Genomic DNA, 20,857 nt, shown 5'->3' with positions numbered 1-20,857 from the left:
ATGTCACCCGGGATGCCAGCCGATCCGATCCGAGTCCTGACCATCGACGACCATCCCGCGTTGCGCGAAGGCGTCGCGGCGATGATCGCGCCTGAACCTGACATCGTCCTGGTGGGCGAAGCCGCGGACGGCGCCGAAGGACTGGCGGCATTCCGGAGCCTGCGGCCCGATGTGACACTCGTCGATCTGCAGATGCCGGTAATGGGCGGCGTCGAGGCAATCGAGGCGATGCGGCAGGAGGCGCGCAATGCGCGCATCATCGTGTTCACCACCTATGAAGGCGATGTCCAGGCGGCTGAGGCACTAAGGGCGGGTGCGGCCGCGTATCTGCTCAAGAGCTCGCTCAGGCGCGAATTGCTCACGACAATCCGTTCCGTTCATGCGGGGCGCCGTCATATTCCGCCGCATATCGCGCAGGAAATCGCGTTCCATGCCGCCGACGATCCGCTGAGCGAACGCGAGCTCGAGGTGCTGCGGCTGGTCGCCGGCGGTCATGCGAACAAGGAAATCGCCTGGCGCCTCGAACTGTCCGAGGACACGGTCAAGGGGCACATGAAGAGCATCTTCGCCAAGCTCGACGTCGGCGACCGGACCCAGGCGGTCACCGTAGCGCTGCGGCGCGGGATCATCGAGCTTTAGCTCCGCCGCCGCGCGCGATCCGCGGCCATCCACGCCAATTTACCTCGCTTAACGCGCCAGCCTGTGTCCCGGATGTTAGTCCCGTGCCCATGGCCGCTCTGAACACATGACCGGCCGGCGGGCAAGAATCGGCCCGCGACGAACGAAGATCGGCAGCCGGCATCCGATGGTCACTGCGTGGCCATGATCGATGCCGTGCGCGCTGGACGGATCGAGGGAAGCCATGCCCCGTGCGCTCAACACGCTGACCTTGTCGGACGCCAGGCAGATGCTCGTGGCGGGGGAGGCCGAGGCCGTGCGCATCGGCATCCCCTACAATATCGCGGTGGTCGATGCGGGCGGCACGCTGATCGCCTTCGTTCGCCAGGACGGAGCGCTCGCGGGCAGCGTCGACCTAGCCATCGGCAAGGCCAGAACGGCGCGCATGTTCGACAAGAGCACCGCTACGCTCGCCGGGCTGGCCCAGCCCGGGGGCCCGTTGTTCGGCATCGAGCAGAGCAATGACGGCCAGGTCGTGATCTTCGGCGGCGGGCTGCCCGTGCGGATGGGCGATCAGATCATCGGCGCGGTCGGCACGAGCGCGGGCTCGATCGAGCAGGACATCGCGGTCGCCGAAGCGGCGGCTGCTGCGATTTCAGCCACGGCAACATCCCAAGGAGACTGAAGATGAAAGCGGCACGCATCCACGAATACAAGAAACCCCTTGTCCTCGAGGACATCCCCGTCCCGGACATCCGTCCCGACGAAGTGCTGGTCAAGGTGGCCGCCTGCGGCATGTGCCGGTCGGATGTGCTACTGATTGACGGCTTCTTCCAGGGCTATGGCGACATCCCGCCGCCCGTGACGCCGGGCCATGAGATCACCGGCACGATCGAGAAGATCGGGAGCGTCGTGCCCGAGGTGGCGGGCCTCGCCGAAGGCGATCATGTCGTCGTCGCGCCCGGCTGGGGCGATGGCGTGTGCCGCCATTGCCTGGCCGGCGACACGCAGATCTGCCCGAATGTTCGCTGGCCCGGCTTCGGTCTCTATGGCGGCTTCGCCGAATATATCCCGGTGCCGTCGCGCTATGTGATCAAGGTGCCCAAGCATCTGGAATTCGCGCAGCTTGCGCCCCTCACCGACGCCGGGCTCACTCCCTATCGCGGGCTCAAGAAGATCCGCGCCGCGGGCGGCCTCGGCCCGGATCGTGTCGTCGGCGTGTTCGGGATTGGCGGGCTCGGCGTCTATGCCGTGCAATATGCCAAGCTTCTGGGAGCCGGCGGACCGGTCGTGGCGGTGGGCCGCAATGCGGAGAAGCTGGAGGTCGCCCGGCAATATGGCGCGGACCATATCCTCGCGATCGAGGGCAAGTCCGCGGCCGATCTCGGCAAGGAGCTCAAGGCGGCTACCGGCCAGGACAAGTTCGACGCGATCATCGACTGCGCCGGCGCGCCCGAGATGATGCAGCTCGGCTTCGCGATGCTGGCGATCAGCGGGCATTACGCCGATGTCGGCTTCGTCGGCGACCGGATCGACGTCCCGCTTTTCCCCCGCGTTTCGGGCGAGCAGACCTTCCACGGGTCCTTCTGGGGCAACAATGTCGACCTGGGCGAGGTCATGGCGCTCGCTGCGGAAGGGAAGATCCAGCACACGATCCACACCATCGCGTTCGAGGACATCAACGAGAACATCGATCTGCTGCGCGACAACAAGATTGTCGGGCGCGCGGTCATCACCTTCTGATCGAGCCGGCAAGGGGAGAATCGACATGCACAAGTCTGACAGTCGCAATTCGGCCAGCCTCGCGCGCAGGGAGGTTCTGGGCGTGACGGGCGCAGCGATGCTCACGGGCCTTGCAGCGCCGACGGCTGCCCGCGCCCTGACGGCCGATCGCGACAGCGCGCCGCTGGGCGCCCGGCTGCAGGGCGTCCAACATTTCGGACTGACCGTCCAGAACATGGAGCGGGCGTTCGAGTTCTACACGCAGGTGCTGGGCGGCACCGAAGTGTTCCGGCATGGCGATTTCCAGGGCGATCAGGTTCAGAACACCTTGCTCGCCGACCAGGAAATCCTGGCCAACGAGCTGGGCGTCGATCCGCAGACGATCGGTGTGCCCGATCTGCGCGGCGGCGCGCAGCGGCTCGACGTGCGCTTCATCCAGTTCGACAATGTCGTGATAGAGCTGCTGCAATATCGCGATGCCGGCCAGCCGATGGGCGGGCCCAGGGCCTTTGCCGAGCCGGTCCAGCATATGAGCCCCGCCTATCCGCGGATGATGCACATCTGCTTCCATGTCCGCGACGATGTCGATTTCAACAAGTTCATCGCCGATCTCGAAGCCGAGAGCGCGCGGCGGGGCATGACGCAGGTGCGTGCCAACCGATCGATTCGAGTCACCACCGAGCAGCAGCGCCGCGCGGCGCCGCAGGACGCCAACACCACCAAGGTGGCCGAGGCGCCGTCGGACGGGTGGGAGCTGATCTACTGCAAGGGGCCCGAGGGCGAGCAGCTCGAATTCGTCAAGGCACTGGGTCCCGTGAAGCGCCGCTTCGGCGATGCTTTCGCCCGGCAGCAGCGGCTGGCGGCATCACGCTGAAGGAGAGATCGACATGCGATTTCCGCGCATTCTCATGCTGCCGGCGCTACTTGCCGGAACACCCGCGGCCATGGCGCAAGCCACGGCGGAACAGCCTGCAAGCGGCATTGCCTATGCGGCGATCCCCGAGGGCGCCTGGTCCGTCGTGGCCCAGGTCCGCGCCAGACCGGGCAAGGAAGACGCGCTGCGCGAGGCGACGCTGCCGCTGGTCGCGCTGGTGCGCAGCGATCCCAAGAACCTCGTCTATTTCCTCCAGGAGGATCGCGACCGGCCGGGCCATTTCATCTTCTACGAAATCTTCGCGACGCGCGCCGATTTCGAGGCGCACAACGCGATGCCCTATGTCCGGCAATGGTTTGCACGCCTGCCAGAGCTCGCCGAGGGCGGCGTGACGGTGATGCAGATGGACGTGCTCGGCCATCGTTGAGATCCCCGGCACCAGGAGCGACCGCGATGGCGCAATCCCCCGTGAAGATCACCGCCAGCCTGGCCGCCCGGCCGGGCAAGGCGCACGAGCTGGAAGCTCTGCTGCTTGGCATGGCACCACATTGCCGGGCAGAACCGGGCAATCTGCGCTGGGACATCTGGCGCGATCAGGCCGCGCCCGAACGCTATGTGCTCGATGAGCTCTATCGCGACGGCGACGCGGCGGCCGCGCATCGGCAGACGCCGCACTATCAGGACTATCTGGCGCGCATTCCCGCGCTGGCCGAACGATCGGCGCTGGTCCTGGAACCGGTGGCGGTGGCGTAACCATGATCGAGGTCGTGCAAGCTTTCGATCGCGAGCACATCATCGACCTGCCGACGGATGATGCCGCCGCGCTGGAAGCCAAGTTGACGACTGCCCGCGCGCGCTTCCTCGATCGCGGTGGCTGGCTGCCGCCACACCGGCGCATCGACGTGCTGCGGAAGCTGGCGGAGCTGGTCGGGCAGCAGCGCGAAGCCTTTGCCACGCTCATCGCGCGCGAAGGCGGCAAGCCCTATACGGACGCCTTGGTCGAGACCGACCGAGCGATCGACGGCATTCGCAATGCGGGCGAGCTGCTTCGCACCCGCGTGGGTGTCGAAATCCCGATGGGCCTCACGCCCGCGAGCGAGGGTCGCCGTGCCTGGACGATCCCGGAGCCGATCGGCGTGGTTGCAGCCATTTCGGCCTTCAATCATCCACTCAATCTCATCGTTCACCAGGTCGCGCCCGCAATCGCCACCGGCTGCCCGGTGATCGTCAAGCCGGCCACGGCCACACCGCTCTGCTGCCTCGAGTTCGTCAGGCTCCTTCACGAAGCGGGCATGCCCGAGGGATGGGTGCAGACCTTCCTTCCGGAAAATCGCGACCTGGCGAGCGCCTTCGCCACCGATGCGCGCGTCGCCTTTCTAAGCTTCATCGGATCGGCGGCGGTTGGCTGGCGGCTGCGCGCCAATCTGGCCCCGGGCACGCGCTGCGCGCTCGAACATGGCGGCGTCGCGCCGGTGATCGTCGACCGTGGCGCCGATCTCGACACGATTATCGAGCCGATCGTGAAGGGCGGCTATTATCACGCCGGTCAGGTCTGCGTATCGGTGCAGCGCATCTACGTGCACGCCGATATCAAAGCCGAATTCGTCGAGCGGTTTGGCCAGCGCGTCGCCAAGCTGCGCGTGGGAAATCCGCTCCGGCCCGAGGTTGAGGTCGGACCGTTGATCCGCCCAGAGGAAGCCGCGCGGGTCGGGCAATGGATTGACGAGGCCATCGCCGCGGGTGCGTGGCTGATTGGTGGCGGACAGCTGAGCGAGACCACGCTCGAACCCGCCATCCTCGTCGAGCCGCCGCGCGACTCTAGGGTATCGACCCGCGAGGTCTTCGGCCCGCTCACCTGCCTGTTCGGCTACGAGGCGATCGACGAGGCCATTGCCGCCGCGAATGCGCTTCCCGTCTCCTTCCAGGCCAGCATCTTCACCCGCGATCTCGGCGTCGCGCTCGAGGCGGCAGAACGGCTCGACGCCTCGTCGGTGATGATCAACGATCACAGCGCGTTCCGCACCGACTGGATGCCCTTCGCGGGGCGACGCGAGTCCGGCCAGGGCGTGGGCGGCATTCCCTACACCGCGCGTGAGATGACTGCGGACAAGCTGGTGGTCTTCAAACTGTGAGGGCGGTCCGGGTATCGGGCGGCTTACTGCGAGATTTCGCCGATAGCTGCCGGACCGATGACGGCCCGAAACTTGTCATGAAATGCTCGGCCCGCTGCGCTGCCGCCCGATCGCCCAATTGATTCCGCTCTCACGCACGGTGCCCGCGACATCCTTGCCGACATGGCGATCGAGCACCGGCCGCCATGGCACCAGCGTAAAATCCCGCGACCGCTCGATCAGCGCGTGCCGCCCGCTGGCCATCTCCACGGTGCGGCTGAACCGGCCCTCGACCCGCTCTCCCGCCCTCGCTTCCACAAAGGGTAGGCCGAGCTCGTCTGAAAGCTGACCGGCAACCCGCAGCAGCTCGCGCCGCTGGAGCGTCGCGATCATTCCCGTTCGATAGACGGTCTGCGCACCCCTCGTCTCGGCAAGCTGCTCGTCGATCAGCCATTGCCGCCGCAAGGCCTGCGCGGCGCGAACCTCGCGCCCGAAACCGGCATCACGAACCGGCGCCGGCGCGTCCGCCGTCAGCTCGCGGTCGAGCCAGGTCGCGGCCTCCGTATCCGGAAGCCGCTCGAGCGGCACGGCCGACAGGATCTCGACGCTCACCGGCCGGTCGCGCAGCCGCCGCGCCTCGAACGCAGCGGCCTTGTCGAGATGATCAGGCGTGACGATCCAAATCCCGTCGGCCTCGCGCTCGACGCTCCGCATCACGCGCCGCATCGCCTCGAGCCGCCGGACATGGGTCTCGGCGAACGCTTGGGTGGCCGTAGGGTCGTGGCGCAGATGGGCATCGATCGAATAGCGCCCGCCATTGGCGGCGGCGACTTCGGCGATGGTGCGGTCGACCGGCCGCACGCCGCCCTCGCGCGACACGATCCTGACGATTGCGTCCTTCGGGATCGGATCGACGGCTTCGCCCTTGCCGATCTCGGCATAATGGGTGCGCCCGTCGATCCCGTCGACGATCAGGTAATGGCGGTCGTTGAGCTCGTCGGCGAGGCCACGCGTGACGACGCGGCCGATGACCGGTGCCGCGCCCTCGGCCATCGGATCGAAGATGATCTGGTCGGCCGCGCCGCGCTCGAGCTTCCGCGCGCTGAGCTCGCGCTGCATCGTGCGGATGATATCGCCGCGCTCGCCCATGCGGCGCAGCGTGTCGGCGAGACCTTCGGCGAGGCGCCAGCGGTCGCCGTCGATATGCTCGGCGAGGCCGAGGCTTCCGAGCTTCTGCAGGCGCCCCGCCCGCAGCGACTGGTGAAAGGGATCGGAGTCGCCGGCGCCGACGAAGTGCTGGGCGTCCATGTCGCGGATCAGCCGCCGATCGATCGCCGTCAGCCGTTCCGCGCCGGTGTCGCTGCGCAGGCGCTCCTCGATCTCAAGGTCGGTGCGGGGCCCGAGGTCGAGCGAGACGATCTCCATCGCGCGCTCGCGCAGCCCGTGCGAGATATATTCGCGCGCGATCACCAAATTGTCGCCGCGATCGTCCTTGCCGCGCAGCATGATGTGCGTGTGCGGGTGTCCCGTGTTGAAATGGTCCACCGCCACCCAGTCGAGCCTCGTGCCGAGATCCTCCTCCATCTGCGACATCAGCCGGCGCACGAAGGGCTTGAGGTCCGGATATTGGTCGGCATCCTCGGCCGAGACGATGAAGCGGAACTGGTGGCGGTCGCTCGCCGACCGCTCGAGGAAGCTCCTGCCGTCGGCCGCGTCCCTGTCCGCCGAATAGAGGGTGCCGGGCTGGCCGTCGCGGGTCACGCCGTCGCGCTGGATGTAGCGCAGATGCGCTCGGGCAGCCGCGGCCCCCTTCCCCGCCAGCATCGCGAGCCGCGCCTTCACCACCACCCGGCGCGCGCGGAACGCGCCAAGCCGGTCGCCTGATCGGAGCACGCGCGCGAGGCCGGCACCGCGGCCGATCCGGCTGCCGTCGAAGCGCCGGCTGCGGATGCCGGTCCGCCGGCCGGCGCGCCGCGCCGCCTTCACCACCAGGCTCAGATAGCGCGCTTCCTTGCCGCGACCGCGCATCCGGCCGAGACGAGGCTCGAACTCGTCGTCATGCATGTCGGCGTCCTTTCCAGCTGCTGGAACGACGCTCCCCGACGACGACAATGGCGCCTCTGCGCGCCGCTTCAAGGAGTCTCGCGAAAGCGGCGCGGAACCCGCGCAAATCCGCCCTTTCCGGTGGCCCTGTCTCGCGATCGAAGCGGGAGTCTCGCGAGAATCGCTAAAAAACGATGTGCAGACAATCACTTGGAATATCGCGAGATATTCCCTCTATCTTGCTTTCCCTGCTTCTTCTCTCCCGCCCTCCCCTCGGCTCAAAAAGAGAGAAGCCGAGACACGGCACCCACCTGGTACCGCATCCCGGCCGAAATGGCACCGATCCTCACGCCTCCGCGAACGCCCTGCGTGCGTCGCCCGCGCGCCCGAAGCTGCGCTTGCCCATCATCCCGTGCGGGTTGCCGTCGCCATCGACGATCATCACCGCGACGAACCAGCGCCCATCGAGCCGCCCGAGAACGCGTACCCGATCGAGTTCCACATCGTCCTCCTCGAGGCGCCCATATGCGCCGATCCAGCGTTCCTGAAGCCGCGCATCCCAATGAAAATCGACTTCCTCGGCCTCGAGAAACCGGTGCGCCAGCGCTTCGCCCGCACCGCGTCCGAACTCGATCTCGAGCCCCGAAACCAGCGCTGCCATCACACGATCCGCCGCGGCCGAGATGGGTTGAACCATGGTCATGATGTGTCTCCGCTTGACGTCCTCACCATCGAGGACGCGGCCCTGACGACGGGCGGCGGAGCGGTTGTCAGGGCCGCCGAAGCGCAGCGCAGGCGCCGCGAAGCGGACGCGGGGGGAACCGATTTGCGCAGCAAATTGGGGGGCACCCGCGGGCCTTGAGAGCCGCTGCGCCGCCCGTCATGCTGGGAAGAACCGAGACGAGCCCCCTCCCCGCCAGCCCCGGCACCCGCGATTGCCACCCTCAGGTCGCGGGCGAGCCCGCGGCCAGGACTGTCGAAAATGCCTCCGGCAATCGGACATTGGCAGGCGCATCCGCGAACATCGGCGCGATCTGCTCGGGACGATATCCGGCCAGGCCGCACCCGATCGGCGTCAGCTCGAACGCGGTGTCCGGCCACTGCCGGGCATAGTCGAGAAACTCGGTGACATGGTTTTGGATCAGATGCAGCGGCAGCACCCGCAAGCGGTGATCCTTGGTCGGGATGCCATAGGCATCGCCCTGGCGTCCGACGCCCTGGCCGTAGATGGCGCCGCGATGCTGGCGCGCCCACAGGGCGGCGCCCTTGCCGTGACGGCCGGCGAGGTTCGATCCGAAGACAAAGACCGGAACGGTGGACGAGCTGGACATCGATATGCTCCCGACGAGGGCTTGGGGCCGACATGCCCCGATAGCCGAACAAGGCTGCCGCGGCACCTGAGGGCGCCGCGGCAGGCGCGTCAGCGCGACCAGATGAGCTTCAGCTCGCCCTCGTCGCCCTGGCTCAGCGTCGCGTAGATCGGCGCCGGGAAGGACGGGTCGTCGAGCTTGACGCTCAGATATTCGGCGCCGGTCTCGCGCGCCGCCTTGGTCCAGCACGCGCCGAACTCGACGCCGTTGGCGCTGACCCGGTGATCCGGCGCCTTGTCATGCTCGCGCTCGCACGGGCGGATGGTCGCCTTGACGCGAAGCGTGAGGGTGCGGATCTCGCCGGTATAGACGCCGTTCTCGCCGCGGGTGAACGAACCGATCTGTGCCATGATAGGTCTCCTTGCTGCTCGAGCGCCGCCCGATCGCGGCCTCGATGGCGGTCGACCCGGCGGCGGCGCGGACGGGCTGCACCTCGTGCCGGAGCGCAGCGAAGGACGGCGGAGCCGGGCTTTCTTGCCTCGCGAGGAAGGCGTGGCACACGCCGGGGAAGAAAGTTCGGCTCCGCCGTTGCAGGCCCGGCCGCGGCGCCGCCAGACCCGCCAACCGGGAGGCCGTGGCGGCGCTTGAAGGCGTGGGAGGCGACCAACGGGACGCGGGCAAAGTCCCCGCGGCGCGTGCGGCGGGGCATCGGCGCTGCCGCCCTCGGTTCGGCGCAGACGCGTTGCCCGTGCGCGGCCGCCGCAGCATAAGCGCCGGATTCAGGGGGAAAGATGACGGTATTGGACCAGGTTCGCGGGCTGATCATGCGGCTGTCGCCCGAGCCGGTGTGCGACGATTGCATCGCCGAGCGGCTCGGGCTCTCGGTCCGCCAGCACGCCAATCACCAGACGCGCGAGCTTGCCGGCGACCATGGCTTCGAGTGGAGCAAGGACGTCTGCACCTTGTGCGGCGCCACCAAGCTGGTGATCCGGCACAAGGCGAGATGAGCATGGGTGGCGGACGATGCGCGGCCGTGCTGGCGGCCGCGGCCCTGCTCGTCGCGGCGGCACCGGCCGACCCGCAGCGCGGCCGCGTCGCCTGGGTCACCGACGGCGACACCTTCCGGCTCCAGAGCGGCGAGCGCATCCGGATCGCGGGGATCGACGCGCCCGAGACGCAGGCCCGCAACGCCAGATGCCGCGCCGAGATCGCCCTCGGCAAGGCGGCGAAGCGCAAGGCCATCGCGATGCTCAAGGGCCGCGACGTCCGCTTCGAGCGCGTCGGGCGCAGCTATGACCGCACCGTCGCGCGGGTGTGGCTCGACGGCCGCGACCTTGCCGGGGCGCTGGTCGCGGCGGGCGCGGCACGCTGGTGGCCGCGCGGCAAGCCCCGTCCGGACTGGTGCGGCGGCGCGCGGCGATAGCGCCTCGCCCCGCCCGCATCATTGTCCCTTGCGGATGTGTTCTACATTTGTTCCAATAGGCGCATGACTCGAATCGACACCGACACGCTCGGCGCGATCGAGGAGGCGCCGCTCGCCTACCGCCAAGGGCTCACCGCCCCTTCCCCGCGCGAACGGCTGCGCGCGGTCGATGCGCTCGCCGGCTGGATCGGCGCGCAGCTCGCGCCGCCGCCGAGCTACAACGATCGCCAGCTGACGCTGCCGATCGACAGCGGCCTCGTCTGACGCGCCTCAGGCCGCGGGCTCGCGGGCGGCGGCATCGCCCGGCGCCCGCCCGAGGACCGCGCGCAGCATGATCCGGGTCGAGCGCAGGGCGGTGCGCAGCGCCGGCGCGAGCGCGGGCTGGACCGGCCCGGCCGGCGCCGGGCAGCTGTCCTGGTCGAGCAGCGCGAGCAGCCGCTCCTCGTCGGCGGTGAGGTCGACGTCCGTCGGCGCGCCCGCATCGAACCGGCGCCGGAACACGGCCTCGAACAGGGTCAGCAGCCCGTCGAGCACGGGGGCGAGGATGCCGCTGCCGAGGCGGTCGAGCCGCGCGAAGAGCATCGGCTGGACGGGCTGGCCGAGGTCGCGCGCGGCACGCCAGATGCGCGCCGAATCGATGATGGCCGAGGCGGCGGGCGAAGCGAATGCGAGGCGCATGGGGCATCCTTCCTGGCCCCTTTCCAACGCTCTTCCCTGACGTCCCTTTGCGGGATCGTTGCGTGAGCGATTAGGCGGAGTTCATGGCAGCAAAAAGACGGCGGCGCTCGGCTCGCCGCATCCGCTGCGCGCTCGTCGAGACCGACAAAGGGCCGCGCGGCGCCGCCAGAAGGGCGCGCCCCGCGGCCGAATTTTCAGGCCCCAATTGGGAGCGGCGACGAGATCGCCGCCCCCTCCAAGGATCAGGCAGCCAGCGGCTCGGGCACCGGCTCGGGCTCGCTGTCCGGCGCAGGCAGCGCCAGCAGCGCGCCGGGGCCGCTCGGCTCCGGCTCGTCGTCCTCGACGCGCGCCGCCGCGACCAGCGCGGCGGCGCGGACGCTGCCGACCCCGCCCCGCACAGTATAGGCCGTGGCCGGGAATGCCATCCAGCCGGGCACCCAGCGCTCGACCCTGGCCCGGCCATTGGCGCCTTCCAGATGGTCGGCGACGATCGCCTTGAGGGTCCTGCCCTTCTCCTTGGCGTTGGCCTCGGCGACGCGCTCGCCCGCCACCTCGGCGACGATCCGCAGCAGCACTTCCCTGTCGCGGATCAGCTCGAGGAACACAGGATCGGCCTGCCACCAATCGGCCATCGCGACGCCGAGCTGCTCGCCGACCGCCGCGACCGCCGCGCTGCCGCTGGCGAGCGTCTCGCCCATGACGATCGCGATCACGTCCATGACGGCGGGATCCGGCAAATCGAGCAGGCGCAGGAACAGCCGCACCAGCGCGCAGTCGTCGAGGCGATTGCGCACCACCGTCTCGCGCTCGGGATCGAAGCCGAGAACGCCAAGCACCGCGCGGCGCTTCTCGTCGAACTCGGTCTCGCCCCGGCAGGTCTCGACCGACTCGCGCACCGCGTCGTTGCGCGTCGCCTGCGGCTCGACGCGCACGCCCCAGAGCGGCGAGCCGAGGACGGCGTGCGCGACCATCAGCCGCAGCGCGACATGCGGGAAGCCGGTCAGCGCGGCACGGACGGCGGCGTGCCGGTGCAGGTCGATATAGTCCTGCATGGTGCCGCTGACCTCGGGCCGCGCGGGCTTGCGGCCGCTCTCCGGCGCCTCGCCGCGCTCGCGCCTGCGGACCTCGCTGCGGGTGAGATAGCCTTCGTGGAAGGCGACCTCGCCGCTTGCGCGCACGACGATATAGACGCGCCCGCCCTTGCGCTTGGGCGTCTTCTCATATTCCCACGACTGGAAATGCTGGCCCGGCGGCACGATCACGACATCGCTCCAGCCCGCCTCAAGATAGGCGGCGCGCCGCGCGTCGATGGCGGCGTTCTGCAGGGTCCAGAACGCATCGGGATCGGCGAACCACTTGTCCTCGCCGAACAGGTCGGCGACCGTCGCCGCGCCGCTCGCCTCGACGTCGAACAGCGCGTGCGCCGCCTTGATCGTGCTCCCGCCGAAAAGCCACGCCTTCAACTGATGGCCGGTCGGGCAATACGCCTCGGGGTCGTCGTGAAGCGCGAGCCATGCCTGCTGCTGGCGCTTGCTCGCCATGGTCAGGTGGCGCACGGTCGCGGCATCGATCGCCTCACGGCGATAGAGATCGCGGATGCGCGGCAAGAGGTTGCCGAGCGCGAGCACGCGGCGGACGGCGAGGTCGGGCAGCCCGAAGGTCGCGGCGATATCCTCGACCGTCTTGCCCTGCTTGACCAGCCGCACGAAGCTCTCCCACCGGCTGACCTCGTCAGGATCGAGCCGCGCGAAATTCTCGATCATCGAGGCCTCGATCGCGGCGGCATCGTCGCCCGCGTCGAGGATGCCGCAGGGCAGCAGCAGCGCCTCGGGATCGGGGTCGCCCTCGCCCCGGCGTTCGGCGGCGACGGCGAGGCTGGCATGATAGCGGCGGCTCCCGGCGACGATGCCGAACCGGTCGTTGTCGGCCGGCCGGACCAGCAAGGGCTGGATCACGCCGCGCGCGCGGATGGTCGGCAGGATGTCCGATATGTCGGGCGCCTTCCGGCCGTGCCGCATGTTCGCCTTGTCGACGAACAGCTTGTCGATGGGGATGAAGTCGAGTTTCATGACGCTGCTCCAAAGTGAGCGCCGGTCCCTTCTGCTGAGAACGGGCGGGACCGGCTTTTCATCGGCGGCGGACGGCCGCCACGTCCTCCGGTCAGGACCCGGAAGCCTCGGTCCCGCGCGTCGCGGCGCGGTGAAGAAGGGTCTCGGCGCCCATGATCGACCCGGCGCGCCGCGCCGCCTCGGCCCATCTGGACAGCGGGAAATCGCCGGAGAAATGCAGGTCGCGCTCGATGGCGAGGCCGAACGGCAGCCGCACGCTGGCAATCTCGGAAAGGCTGAAGCTGCCCAGCTCGGGACAGCCGAAGCCGAGATCGGCGAGCCCGAACAAGGTGTCGCCATCGGCGTCCAGCTCGGTCGCGAGCCACGTCGCCGCGCCGCAGGGGTTGAAGAACTTAACCACCGGCACGGGATCGTGCCCGGGATCGCGGGCAGCCTCGGCATTGGCGCGCAGCGCCGCGCGCAGGGCATCGGTAAGCAGGTCCATCATCGCCTCCTCGCCGCCCCCAAAACCCCATGGCCTTCCCGGCGAGCGGGGATGGGCGGCGAAGCGACCGCAAAGGCCCGCGCCCGCGGATGCCCGCACCCAAGTCCGGGGTCCCCGTCGCGCGGGCGCGACGGGGTGGCGCAGGGCCGCAAGGCACTGGAGGAGCCGGCAACGCCGGCTTGCGGGCGGCCGCAGCGGGCCTAGCCGGGCGCGCCGGCCAGACCCGCTCGACCGGGAGGCCGCCAGCAACGCCGCCGCGCAGGCAGCGCGGCGTCCGCCAGCCGGAGCCCCAGGGCTCCGGCCAAGCGCCAGGCGATCGTCACCCGCAGGGCCGGGACGCGACAGCGGCCGGGCGCGCGTCAGCGCGTAGAGCGCGGTCGCGCCAGGGCCTCAGCGATGCGCAAACAGGCGCACTCCGGGCGAAGCCGGCTCAAGCGGCGGCGTGCGCGCGGTGCATCGGGTCGGCCATGCCCCCGGCATGGCCTGAACAGCGTGGGGCGCTGTTCACCCGATGCAGGGGGCCAAGCAAGGCGCGCGAACCCTGGCGATCCCGCAGGGAGCCGCCAGTGTGCGCACCGCATGATCCGCGCGCGCAGGCATCGCGCCCGCGCGAGGCGCCATTTTCCCCATCAGAAGAGTGTCGGCGAGATGGGCTTACGGGGATGACCCACCATGCTGCCATCTCCAGAACGCACGAGATCGTTGAACGCCGGCGCCTCAGCTGATGCCGAGCTGCTCACGGATATCGGGGGGAAATAGCCGGCCGAAGACCGTGCCGTCGTCGATGACGATCTCCTCTGGAAATCCGAGCTGGACATACCGGATGGCCTCGCTGCGCGAGAGGATGCGCGCCGCGCGCGGACGCAGGGCAGCCAAGCCCTTGCCCGACAGCCCGGCGATGCGTTCGAGCAACGCACCGTACCAATCGGGCCGTCCCATATTGATCTCGTAGTTCGTGCGCGTCTTGAGCTCCCGAACCGCGTCGGCATCGGCGGCCGGGTCGAGCAGCGCATCGATCGTTTCAGTCGCGAGCACCATGCGCAACAGGCCCGATACGAACTCGCCCCAGCTGATCGCACGTTCATAGGCGTCGAGCGCGGCCGGCAGGAAGGCGGCCAGTCGATAGAGGAAGCGCGACAGGAACGATGCCGCTTCCACTCCTCCGATCGGCAGCAAGGTCGCGAGCACCGTTCGGGCGCCGGCGGCGATGAAGCCGTTGCCGATCGTGACATGGCTCGGCGCATCGATTCCCTGCGTGTCGCATGCGCTGAGGATCACGATCGGCGGAACGCGAATCCGCTCGCGCAGATTCCAGATGCTCACGGAGCGCCCGCCGACGATGATCCCGCCCATCCGGTCACCGTCGTCGACGGTGCCATGGCCGTCGAAGACGAGTATCGACTCGTCCGCAGCGTTCAGCGCCGCGACCAGCTCCTCCTCGCTCGAGACGCGGACCTGGCGGATCGCGACCCTGCCTTCGAGCATCGGCATGGCGCTATCGATCGCGGTCGCCACCAGGTTGCGAAGCGGGTCGTCGTCGGCGAAGGCGCTGATGACGAGCACCCGCGAAAGCGCCTCCGGTGCGAGGGTCAGCGTTACCCGCGGGACGAGTTCTCCCATCATCAGATTGCCGGGCGTCGCGTTGACGCGCGAGACGTCGTAGCGAAGCGCGAGCGGCAAGTCGCCGACCGGCAACAGCTCGAGCGGGGCATCGGATATGATCTTGATCGGCCCGCCATGCCGCTCGATGAAGGCGATGCGATCCGGGCCCAGCGCGCTCGCAAGGCTGCGCTGGATGTCGTCGAACAGGCGCGGTGTCTTGAGCCGCGCCTCGACATTTCGCGCCCGGATGTTGGCAGCATATCGCGAGAGAAGAGGGAACACATGATTGACTGCCGGCCGCAGGCGCAGCACCGCAGAGCAGGTCTGGGCGGCAAAGAGCGCGACACCTCCGGTAAAGATCGCAAGCTCGCTGCGGCGTGCCGCCACCACGCCTTGCGCCAGCGGGTCGTTGAGCAAGGCATCCGCTTGGGTTTCGTCGATCTCGGTGAAAAGGCCACGCTGCTGCTGGAACATGCGCAGCACACGGTGCGCCGCACGGTCCTCGCGCGATCCGGGCCGCGTCCGCGGGTAGGCGAAGCGATAAAGCGCAGGCTCGCTCAGTATGAGACCCGGACGCGGCAGGTAGAAGCGGTTGAAATCGCGAAACCGCACCGCGTCGCGAACGGCCATCACCGCCTCAGCGCTCGCGATCACGGCGGCATCATAGTCCGCCTCCGACTGGCCGATGAACCCCTCCTCGCGGGCGACGAGACCGCGGCCCGCACGTTGCAGGACCAGCTCATTGGGCGAGGTAGCGTTGTGCCCGAGCTCGGGCAGCTCGATCGCAATTGGTTCGGGCGACGACCAACCGGCCAATCCGCGCTCGGCGGAAGCGCGACGTTGCGGCGAGAGCCGGTCTCCGTGCGCATCGATCACCGAATGGCAATAATCCCGCACCGAAGTATCCGCGGCCTCGAAATCGACCGGCTGCGGGTCCGCGCGGATCAGCAGCGTCGCCCGGGGCTGGCGCGCCTGCCACTGCGTGACGCGATCGCTGACCACCTCCGTGCCGGCGAAGAGCACCAGGAGAAAGCCGATATCGTCGAGGTCGACTTGCTCGAGCGCGCCGATGGCGAGCGGCTTCCAGGCCTGCGCGTTCATCCCGCCCATGCGCATGGCGATCAGCCCGTCCAGGGGCAGGATGCGGTCGATGAGCGACGCGGGCAACCTGGCGAGCAGCGGCAGCGCCCAGAGCGTGCGGGTCCAGCTCGGCCCGAATCCCTGGAGCGGCGACATGTCCTCGAGGCGATCATCGTCATGGACAACGAGATAGTTGATCCGCAGCGGGTCCGGATTGAGCACCCGCGCAGTACCGCGCCATAGCTCGGGCCCGGCCTGCATATCTCCCCCGGTGAGCCCTTGATTGTCCGTCATGCTCGCAGCGCCAGATCCTCTAACGGTGATGCGCAGACACAGTCGTCCGCGCCGAACGCGTCTTACCGTCGCCAGCGAAGCCCCGTGCCGGAACCGCGTCTTCAAACGATATCGGTTTGCGGTGCAAGCACGGAAGCAGTGAGGATTGAGCTCGTATCGTCCGCCTTTGCCCACCGCCGTGTCGGTTTCCACAGCGGCCACTTGGGACCTTCATCGATCTGGGCGTGCATCCGAGGCCTCATCGCTCAGCAGCAGGAAGAGCGAACCGTCCGACTGCTGCTGCGGAACCGACGAGGCCTCGTGGCGCACAAAAAAGAGTCCGGGTCGCTCCAGCGGCTCCCCTGCCCTCACCGCATATCCGGAGAGAGAACCGGCAAGGCTTGTGAGATAGGCGCGCGTCTCGGCCGGAAGCGCCTTCCCCGTCGCCAGATGCGCGGCATAGCGGGCGGGACCGGCGTTATAGGCCGCGAACAGGCCGGGATGACCGAAGCGATCGTAGAGCCGCCTCAGATAGCAGGCGCCCGCCAGGATATTGTCGCGCGGCCGGTGCGGATCGGGGCCGAGCCTCAGCGCGGCGCGCATCTCGGCCCAGGTGCCCGGCATGAGCTGCATCAGGCCCATAGCGCCGGCGCGGCTGACGATCGGGCGGCCGTTCCATTCGGTCCGCCCGCTGCTCTCGGCCCGCATGACCTCGGCGATCCAGACAGCCGGAACGCCGCACCGCGCCGACGCTGCCTCGATCAGCGGTTGCCAGTCCGCCACGGGATCGGCCGCGGCCGGCGCCGCGACAAGAATGGCAAGCCCGGCAAGACCCGGCCTCAGGCGCGCCACAGCAGCCGCGCTTCGCCGATGACGTCGCCCCGCGTCGTCGGGCCGAAATAGCGCCCGTCGAATGATGCGGGGTCGTCCATGAGCAGGAAGAGCGTGCCCGCATCAAGGACAGTGCAGCCGTTCCACCAGGGCATCGGGCGTCCCGCTCCATCAGCTGCCCGTCGCTCTCCGATCAGGCGGCCATTGACCAGGAGCTGCCTGCCTGAGGCGCACACCCTGTCCCCGGGGCGCGCCGCGACGCGCTTCACCAGCGGCACATTGGCGGGAAGATAGCGTCGCCCCGCTGCGAACCGCCGCCAGGGTGCGGGCATGCGAGCGACCACCATGTCCCCCACGCCGACATCGTCCGGACGACCGACCAGATAGAGGCCCCGCGGCGCGCTGGCGGAGACGTTCCAGACGAAGCGCGGTGCCGGCGGGACGATGATCGTCGCCGCCAGCGCGCAGGCGAGCGCCGCCAGCGCAAGCATGCCCGCTAGTGCGCTGCGCCGCCCGCCCACCAAGCGGATGGCCCTGCGCTCAGCCATCGTCCAGCTCCCCTAGGGTCGTCGCGCGCGACCAGCTTTCGAGATCGTCGACATGATAGAAGACGAGACGGCCGTGCCGCCGGAAGCGCGGGCCGGTGCCCCCGCTGCGCATCTGCTCGAGCGTGCGCACCGACAAACCCAGAAAATGGGCCGATTGGCGGGTGTTGAGGTAGGGCCGCCCGCCCGAGGCGATTCCCATTCCATGCGATGGTTCGGGCATGACGCTGCTCCCACGGGGCCGGCTTGCGGCCTGTCGCGGTCAGCATCGTCTCGGAGGGAAGGCCCCGGCAGAGTCGAAATCGCGCCCCCGCGATTTCGACTCCCCTGCAGCGATCACCGCGTCCGCAGCAGCGCGCGATAGCCGCCCTTCTCCATCCGCCGCGCCTCCGCGGCCCGGCGCCGCACGCGCGAAAGCAGGAAGTCCGAACGCCCTTCCCATTCGGCCCCGACACGCTGCTCGCCATAAAGCGCGACGGCGATCTCGCGATAGGAAGCGCCGGCGGATCGCGCGTCGGCGACGCGCAGCGCCTCAAGTCGGTGCGCCAGGCCGGCGAGCGGCTGGAACAGCGCATGCAGGAACCGCTCCTTCCGCCACAGCGAGAGCAGGCGACGGATGGTCAGCAGTCTCGCCTCGAGCTGCGCGAAGCCGGCCATCTCGAAATGCAGCCGCACATGGCCTTCCCCGAGCAAGGTGCCCTCGACCACGTCGAGCCGCAGGCGCCGCCAGCCATCGGAAAGAAGGAGATGCTCGCGGCCGTCATCGCCGCGCGCGAGCGAAGCGCGGCCGGCGAGACGCGCAAGCGCAAACGCATCCGGATCCGCGGCGGCGACCGGCTCCGCCCGCACCGATACGACGCTGCCATCGACATCGGCGCTCCAGAACAGAAGGGCGTCAGGCGCGGAGCGGTCTGGACGCTCGGCGAAAAAGAAGCCCCCAGTCATGCGCCCGGCGCATCGCCGCAACGATCGGGACGCCCTGCAGCAATTGCGCTTCGCTGATCGGCTGGGCCTGCCACCATGCGATATAGCCAGGATCGCGGCGGAGCCATTCCCAGGCAAGCCCGGCTGCGTCGATGCCGATCAGCGCGCGGTAGGGCGCGTCGTCCCGCCAGTCGGGGCGCCCGTCAGCCCCTCGCCCCATCCGCGGACCGGAATGCGAGCAGCGGACCGGCGCACCGCCGACAGGCCCATATTGCGAATTGTTTGCAGAATCGACCTCGGCCGCATATCCTCAGCGCGTTATCGATACGTCCCCCGCGGCGGCTGAGAATCGCCGTGGGCGGGTCCGGTGGTGTCAATGCGAGCATGGAGCAGCCTGGGGCGTGCCTCGCTAGGGCGTGGCGCGTGCTATGAGCTTGGCAAGGGTCGCGGAGGAATTCGCGCGGGCGATCGAGAATGCCGCCGATCTCGATGAGCTTGCAAATGCGGTGGAGGCGATCGCCCGCGAGACGGGCTTCCGCTATTTCGCGCTGACCCATCATGTCGACATTCCACGCGCGCCGCAGCCGGCGATCCGCCTCGACAATTATCCGCCGGCCTGGGTCGAGTATTTCGACGCGCAGCGGCTGGGCCCCTCCGACCCGGTGCACCGCGCCAGCCAGCTGACCAACACCGGCTTCTGCTGGTCGGACCTTGGCGACATGATCGACCTCAGCCCACGCGACCGCGACATATTGCAGCGCTCGCAGCGCGCCGGGATCGGCGACGGCTTCACGGTGCCGGCGCATGTGCCGGGAGAATCCGCCGGCTCCTGCTCGTTCGCGACCGTCAAGGGCAAGGAGATCCGCCGCGAGTGGCTCCTGCTCGCCCACCATGTCGGCGAGCTTGCGTTCGATCGCGCCCGGCAGCTGTCGGGCATACGCGCGCTCGCCGCCGACCGGCCGAGGCTCACCGACCGGCAGCGCGACTGCCTCTTCTGGGCGGCGCGCGGCAAGACCGACTATGAGATCGCGATAATCCTGGGCCTCAGCCATGAGACGGTGATCCAGCACGTGAAGCAGGCCCGCGGGCGGTACGGCATCGCCAAGCGAGCGCAGCTCGCGGTCCATGCGTTGTTCGACGGAACGCTGAGCTTCGTCGATCTGCTGCGGCGTTGAAAATCCCCATTTCTGGGGAATGGCCATGGCCGGCGGCCGGGCGGAGGATCGGGGCCTTTCATGGCCGAGGGAGCCCGCCCGATGCTCATCACCGTCGATCCCGCCAGCCAAGCCGCCGATGCGGCGATGCGAGGGATGTTCGAGGCGCGCAAAACATGCGTGGGGTCGCATGCACCGCCGCCTTTAGCCGTGAGGCCTGGACATGCGCGGCGGCCACCCGGCCATTCGCGTCACGGGCGACTCGCCCGCCCGGCTCGCTCCCGCGACCCTTCAGTCGAGCCCCGTCTTGCCCGGCGCCCAATAGGCCTTGGCACGCAGCCGCCGGGTCTCGACCCCATGCGCCTTCAGGGTCCGGCCGACATGCTGGATCGAGGACGCCTTGCCGCTGAGGACGAAATCGCTCGCCGGCTGCATCAGGTCGACCACGATGTCGGCGATCTCGGGCAGGTGGCCGTCGTCGGCCCGCCGCTCCACCAGGATCGGGTCGGGGAGCTCGAGCAGGTCGAGAACCGACGCCGCTTCCGCGCGGTCGCTCACCTCGAAGACGTAGCGCTGCTCGGCGAAGGGATTGGCTCCCGGTTGCCGGGCAAGCGCCAGGGCAAGCGCGAAGGAGGTCTCGTCGCCGAACAGGATCGTCGAGGAAGCGAGGCCCTCGAGCGAAAGCGAGCTGCGCGGCCCGAAGAACTGGCGCTCGTCGCCCGGCACGACGCGCCTCGCCCATTCGCTGCCCGGTCCGGCGCCGTGGCAATAAGCGAGGAACAAGGTCCTGCCCTTGGCGCGGTTCCAGCCGATCGGCGTATAGGTCCGGGTGATCATCCCGCCGTCGAGCTTCACCTGGACCTTGTCGCCCGGCGACCAGTCGCATTCCTTCAGGGGCTCGCCCTCGAAGTCGATGAGACGGAAATTCCGGGACAGCTCGGTGACCCCGACCACAAGCGCCGGCCGCATGAAGAGCCGGGTGAAGGTGCGCTCGAGAAAGCCGGCGCGGGGACTCGCCGCCGCGCCGTTGAGCCGCACCCGGGCACCGTTTTCCGGAGGGGCATGCATGTCGTCAGCCATGGTGTCTCGGTCTCCAGCAGCGGCCCGCGTCCGCCT

25 protein-coding genes are annotated in these 20,857 nt (G+C 69.0%); 11 read left to right on the top strand and 14 right to left on the bottom strand.

The window, feature by feature from the left end; all coding sequences use genetic code 11:
* The 7 genes from MT490_RS19640 to MT490_RS19610 all read left to right on the top strand — a co-directional run bounded on the left by MT490_RS19640 (window position 1) and on the right by MT490_RS19610 (window position 5,346).
* Window positions 1-639, top strand: coding sequence for a response regulator transcription factor (locus MT490_RS19640; RefSeq protein ID WP_363321771.1), 639 nt, complete (start codon window positions 1-3; stop codon window positions 637-639).
* A 223-nt stretch (window positions 640-862) separates the two neighbouring features.
* Window positions 863-1,303: a heme-binding protein gene (locus MT490_RS19635; RefSeq protein WP_297391424.1), complete on the top strand. Its 441-nt coding sequence runs from the start codon at window positions 863-865 to the stop codon at window positions 1,301-1,303.
* 2 nt (window positions 1,304-1,305) lie between these two features.
* A complete protein-coding gene (locus MT490_RS19630) occupies window positions 1,306-2,361 on the top strand; it encodes an NAD(P)-dependent alcohol dehydrogenase (RefSeq protein ID WP_297391422.1) in 1,056 nt (351 codons plus the stop codon).
* A gap of 25 nt (window positions 2,362-2,386) precedes the next feature.
* Window positions 2,387-3,214 carry a VOC family protein gene (locus tag MT490_RS19625; RefSeq protein WP_297391420.1) on the top strand — a complete coding sequence of 276 codons (828 nt, stop codon included), beginning with the start codon at window positions 2,387-2,389 and terminating at the stop codon, window positions 3,212-3,214.
* A 13-nt stretch (window positions 3,215-3,227) separates the two neighbouring features.
* Window positions 3,228-3,641: a putative quinol monooxygenase gene (locus tag MT490_RS19620; RefSeq protein ID WP_297391419.1), complete on the top strand. Its 414-nt coding sequence runs from the start codon at window positions 3,228-3,230 to the stop codon at window positions 3,639-3,641.
* A gap of 26 nt (window positions 3,642-3,667) precedes the next feature.
* Window positions 3,668-3,967 (top strand): putative quinol monooxygenase, encoded by a 300-nt coding sequence (locus MT490_RS19615; RefSeq protein ID WP_297391417.1) that lies wholly within the window; start codon window positions 3,668-3,670, stop codon window positions 3,965-3,967.
* A gap of 2 nt (window positions 3,968-3,969) precedes the next feature.
* Window positions 3,970-5,346 (top strand): aldehyde dehydrogenase family protein, encoded by a 1,377-nt coding sequence (locus tag MT490_RS19610; protein ID WP_297391415.1) that lies wholly within the window; start codon window positions 3,970-3,972, stop codon window positions 5,344-5,346.
* A gap of 75 nt (window positions 5,347-5,421) precedes the next feature.
* Here the strand turns inward: MT490_RS19610 and rlxS are convergent, their stop codons facing one another.
* The 4 genes from rlxS to MT490_RS19590 form a co-directional block, all read right to left on the bottom strand.
* On the bottom strand, window positions 5,422-7,389 hold the full coding sequence (gene rlxS / locus MT490_RS19605; RefSeq protein WP_297391413.1) for a relaxase/mobilization nuclease RlxS: 1,968 nt from the start codon (window positions 7,387-7,389) through the stop codon (window positions 5,422-5,424).
* 325 nt (window positions 7,390-7,714) lie between these two features.
* A complete protein-coding gene (locus MT490_RS19600; protein ID WP_297391412.1) occupies window positions 7,715-8,071 on the bottom strand; it encodes a hypothetical protein in 357 nt (118 codons plus the stop codon).
* Window positions 8,072-8,312: 241 nt separating this feature from the next.
* Window positions 8,313-8,699: a hypothetical protein gene (locus tag MT490_RS19595; protein WP_297391410.1), complete on the bottom strand. Its 387-nt coding sequence runs from the start codon at window positions 8,697-8,699 to the stop codon at window positions 8,313-8,315.
* Between the two features lie 89 nt (window positions 8,700-8,788).
* A complete protein-coding gene (locus tag MT490_RS19590; protein WP_297391409.1) occupies window positions 8,789-9,088 on the bottom strand; it encodes a DUF736 domain-containing protein in 300 nt (99 codons plus the stop codon).
* 381 nt (window positions 9,089-9,469) lie between these two features.
* On the opposite strand from MT490_RS19590, the gene MT490_RS19585 reads away from it, so the two are divergent.
* The 3 genes from MT490_RS19585 (at window position 9,470) to MT490_RS19575 (ending at window position 10,365) form a co-directional block, all read left to right on the top strand.
* Window positions 9,470-9,685, top strand: coding sequence for a hypothetical protein (locus MT490_RS19585; protein WP_297391407.1), 216 nt, complete (start codon window positions 9,470-9,472; stop codon window positions 9,683-9,685).
* Between the two features lie 2 nt (window positions 9,686-9,687).
* Window positions 9,688-10,101, top strand: a complete 414-nt coding sequence (locus MT490_RS19580; RefSeq protein ID WP_297391405.1) for a thermonuclease family protein — start codon at window positions 9,688-9,690, stop codon at window positions 10,099-10,101.
* Between the two features lie 63 nt (window positions 10,102-10,164).
* Entirely contained in the window at window positions 10,165-10,365 is a 201-nt protein-coding gene (locus MT490_RS19575) for a DUF6771 family protein (RefSeq protein WP_297391403.1), read from the top strand.
* Between the two features lie 6 nt (window positions 10,366-10,371).
* On the opposite strand, the gene MT490_RS19570 is transcribed toward MT490_RS19575, so the two are convergent.
* The 9 genes from MT490_RS19570 to MT490_RS19530 all read right to left on the bottom strand — a co-directional run bounded on the left by MT490_RS19570 (window position 10,372) and on the right by MT490_RS19530 (window position 18,807).
* Window positions 10,372-10,779 carry a hypothetical protein gene (locus tag MT490_RS19570; RefSeq protein ID WP_297391401.1) on the bottom strand — a complete coding sequence of 136 codons (408 nt, stop codon included), beginning with the start codon at window positions 10,777-10,779 and terminating at the stop codon, window positions 10,372-10,374.
* A gap of 242 nt (window positions 10,780-11,021) precedes the next feature.
* Window positions 11,022-12,848 (bottom strand): ParB N-terminal domain-containing protein, encoded by a 1,827-nt coding sequence (locus tag MT490_RS19565; RefSeq protein WP_297391399.1) that lies wholly within the window; start codon window positions 12,846-12,848, stop codon window positions 11,022-11,024.
* Between the two features lie 91 nt (window positions 12,849-12,939).
* Window positions 12,940-13,332: a DUF2958 domain-containing protein gene (locus MT490_RS19560; protein ID WP_297391397.1), complete on the bottom strand. Its 393-nt coding sequence runs from the start codon at window positions 13,330-13,332 to the stop codon at window positions 12,940-12,942.
* A gap of 717 nt (window positions 13,333-14,049) precedes the next feature.
* Window positions 14,050-16,500: a CHAT domain-containing protein gene (locus MT490_RS19555; protein ID WP_297391395.1), complete on the bottom strand. Its 2,451-nt coding sequence runs from the start codon at window positions 16,498-16,500 to the stop codon at window positions 14,050-14,052.
* 18 nt (window positions 16,501-16,518) lie between these two features.
* Window positions 16,519-17,139 (bottom strand): lytic transglycosylase domain-containing protein, encoded by a 621-nt coding sequence (locus tag MT490_RS19550; protein ID WP_297391393.1) that lies wholly within the window; start codon window positions 17,137-17,139, stop codon window positions 16,519-16,521.
* Complete coding sequence (locus MT490_RS19545; RefSeq protein WP_363321770.1) at window positions 17,127-17,666, bottom strand: S26 family signal peptidase; 540 nt, start codon at window positions 17,664-17,666, stop codon at window positions 17,127-17,129. Before MT490_RS19545 ends, MT490_RS19550 begins: the two co-directional genes overlap by 13 nt.
* A complete protein-coding gene (locus MT490_RS19540) occupies window positions 17,659-17,886 on the bottom strand; it encodes a helix-turn-helix domain-containing protein (RefSeq protein ID WP_297391391.1) in 228 nt (75 codons plus the stop codon). The genes MT490_RS19545 and MT490_RS19540 overlap by 8 nt, the downstream gene beginning before the upstream one ends.
* Window positions 17,887-17,999: 113 nt before the next feature.
* Window positions 18,000-18,608, bottom strand: coding sequence for a DUF2285 domain-containing protein (locus MT490_RS19535; protein WP_297391389.1), 609 nt, complete (start codon window positions 18,606-18,608; stop codon window positions 18,000-18,002).
* Window positions 18,559-18,807, bottom strand: a complete 249-nt coding sequence (locus MT490_RS19530; protein ID WP_297391387.1) for a DUF6499 domain-containing protein — start codon at window positions 18,805-18,807, stop codon at window positions 18,559-18,561. Before MT490_RS19530 ends, MT490_RS19535 begins: the two co-directional genes overlap by 50 nt.
* A 208-nt stretch (window positions 18,808-19,015) precedes the next feature.
* On the opposite strand from MT490_RS19530, the gene MT490_RS19525 reads away from it, so the two are divergent.
* Window positions 19,016-19,762: a LuxR family transcriptional regulator gene (locus MT490_RS19525; protein WP_297391385.1), complete on the top strand. Its 747-nt coding sequence runs from the start codon at window positions 19,016-19,018 to the stop codon at window positions 19,760-19,762.
* A 270-nt stretch (window positions 19,763-20,032) separates the two neighbouring features.
* On the opposite strand, the gene MT490_RS19520 is transcribed toward MT490_RS19525, so the two are convergent.
* The gene (locus MT490_RS19520) at window positions 20,033-20,821 is read right to left on the bottom strand and encodes a siderophore-interacting protein (protein ID WP_297391383.1); all 789 of its coding nucleotides are present in this window, start codon (window positions 20,819-20,821) and stop codon (window positions 20,033-20,035) included.
* Window positions 20,822-20,857: the final 36 nt, after the last annotated feature.

The organism is Sphingomonas sp. (assembly GCF_026460985.1).
GTDB lineage: Bacteria > Pseudomonadota > Alphaproteobacteria > Sphingomonadales > Sphingomonadaceae > Sphingomonas.
Note: the sequence above shows the minus strand (reverse complement) of the source record. Positions and strands in the feature narration are given on the sequence as shown.

Bases quoted from the DNA above. Each gene is read 5' to 3' on its own strand.
- MT490_RS19640 (WP_363321771.1), top strand. From the start codon at position 1: ATGTCACCCGGGATGCCAGCCGATCCGATCCGAGTCCTGACCATCGAC.
- MT490_RS19565 (WP_297391399.1), bottom strand. From the start codon at position 12,848: ATGAAACTCGACTTCATCCCCATCGACAAGCTGTTCGTCGACAAGGCG.
- MT490_RS19595 (WP_297391410.1), bottom strand. From the start codon at position 8,699: ATGTCCAGCTCGTCCACCGTTCCGGTCTTTGTCTTCGGATCGAACCTC.
- MT490_RS19580 (WP_297391405.1), top strand. From the start codon at position 9,688: ATGGGTGGCGGACGATGCGCGGCCGTGCTGGCGGCCGCGGCCCTGCTC.
- MT490_RS19610 (WP_297391415.1), top strand. From the start codon at position 3,970: ATGATCGAGGTCGTGCAAGCTTTCGATCGCGAGCACATCATCGACCTG.
- MT490_RS19530 (WP_297391387.1), bottom strand. From the start codon at position 18,807: ATGGGGCGAGGGGCTGACGGGCGCCCCGACTGGCGGGACGACGCGCCC.
- MT490_RS19635 (WP_297391424.1), top strand. From the start codon at position 863: ATGCCCCGTGCGCTCAACACGCTGACCTTGTCGGACGCCAGGCAGATG.
- MT490_RS19540 (WP_297391391.1), bottom strand. From the start codon at position 17,886: ATGCCCGAACCATCGCATGGAATGGGAATCGCCTCGGGCGGGCGGCCC.
- MT490_RS19520 (WP_297391383.1), bottom strand. From the start codon at position 20,821: ATGGCTGACGACATGCATGCCCCTCCGGAAAACGGTGCCCGGGTGCGG.
- MT490_RS19585 (WP_297391407.1), top strand. From the start codon at position 9,470: ATGACGGTATTGGACCAGGTTCGCGGGCTGATCATGCGGCTGTCGCCC.
- MT490_RS19560 (WP_297391397.1), bottom strand. From the start codon at position 13,332: ATGGACCTGCTTACCGATGCCCTGCGCGCGGCGCTGCGCGCCAATGCC.
- MT490_RS19625 (WP_297391420.1), top strand. From the start codon at position 2,387: ATGCACAAGTCTGACAGTCGCAATTCGGCCAGCCTCGCGCGCAGGGAG.
- MT490_RS19535 (WP_297391389.1), bottom strand. From the start codon at position 18,608: ATGACTGGGGGCTTCTTTTTCGCCGAGCGTCCAGACCGCTCCGCGCCT.
- MT490_RS19545 (WP_363321770.1), bottom strand. From the start codon at position 17,666: ATGGCTGAGCGCAGGGCCATCCGCTTGGTGGGCGGGCGGCGCAGCGCA.
- MT490_RS19600 (WP_297391412.1), bottom strand. From the start codon at position 8,071: ATGACCATGGTTCAACCCATCTCGGCCGCGGCGGATCGTGTGATGGCA.
- MT490_RS19630 (WP_297391422.1), top strand. From the start codon at position 1,306: ATGAAAGCGGCACGCATCCACGAATACAAGAAACCCCTTGTCCTCGAG.
- MT490_RS19615 (WP_297391417.1), top strand. From the start codon at position 3,668: ATGGCGCAATCCCCCGTGAAGATCACCGCCAGCCTGGCCGCCCGGCCG.
- MT490_RS19525 (WP_297391385.1), top strand. From the start codon at position 19,016: ATGAGCTTGGCAAGGGTCGCGGAGGAATTCGCGCGGGCGATCGAGAAT.
- MT490_RS19575 (WP_297391403.1), top strand. From the start codon at position 10,165: ATGACTCGAATCGACACCGACACGCTCGGCGCGATCGAGGAGGCGCCG.
- MT490_RS19590 (WP_297391409.1), bottom strand. From the start codon at position 9,088: ATGGCACAGATCGGTTCGTTCACCCGCGGCGAGAACGGCGTCTATACC.
- MT490_RS19620 (WP_297391419.1), top strand. From the start codon at position 3,228: ATGCGATTTCCGCGCATTCTCATGCTGCCGGCGCTACTTGCCGGAACA.
- MT490_RS19570 (WP_297391401.1), bottom strand. From the start codon at position 10,779: ATGCGCCTCGCATTCGCTTCGCCCGCCGCCTCGGCCATCATCGATTCG.
- rlxS (WP_297391413.1), bottom strand. From the start codon at position 7,389: ATGCATGACGACGAGTTCGAGCCTCGTCTCGGCCGGATGCGCGGTCGC.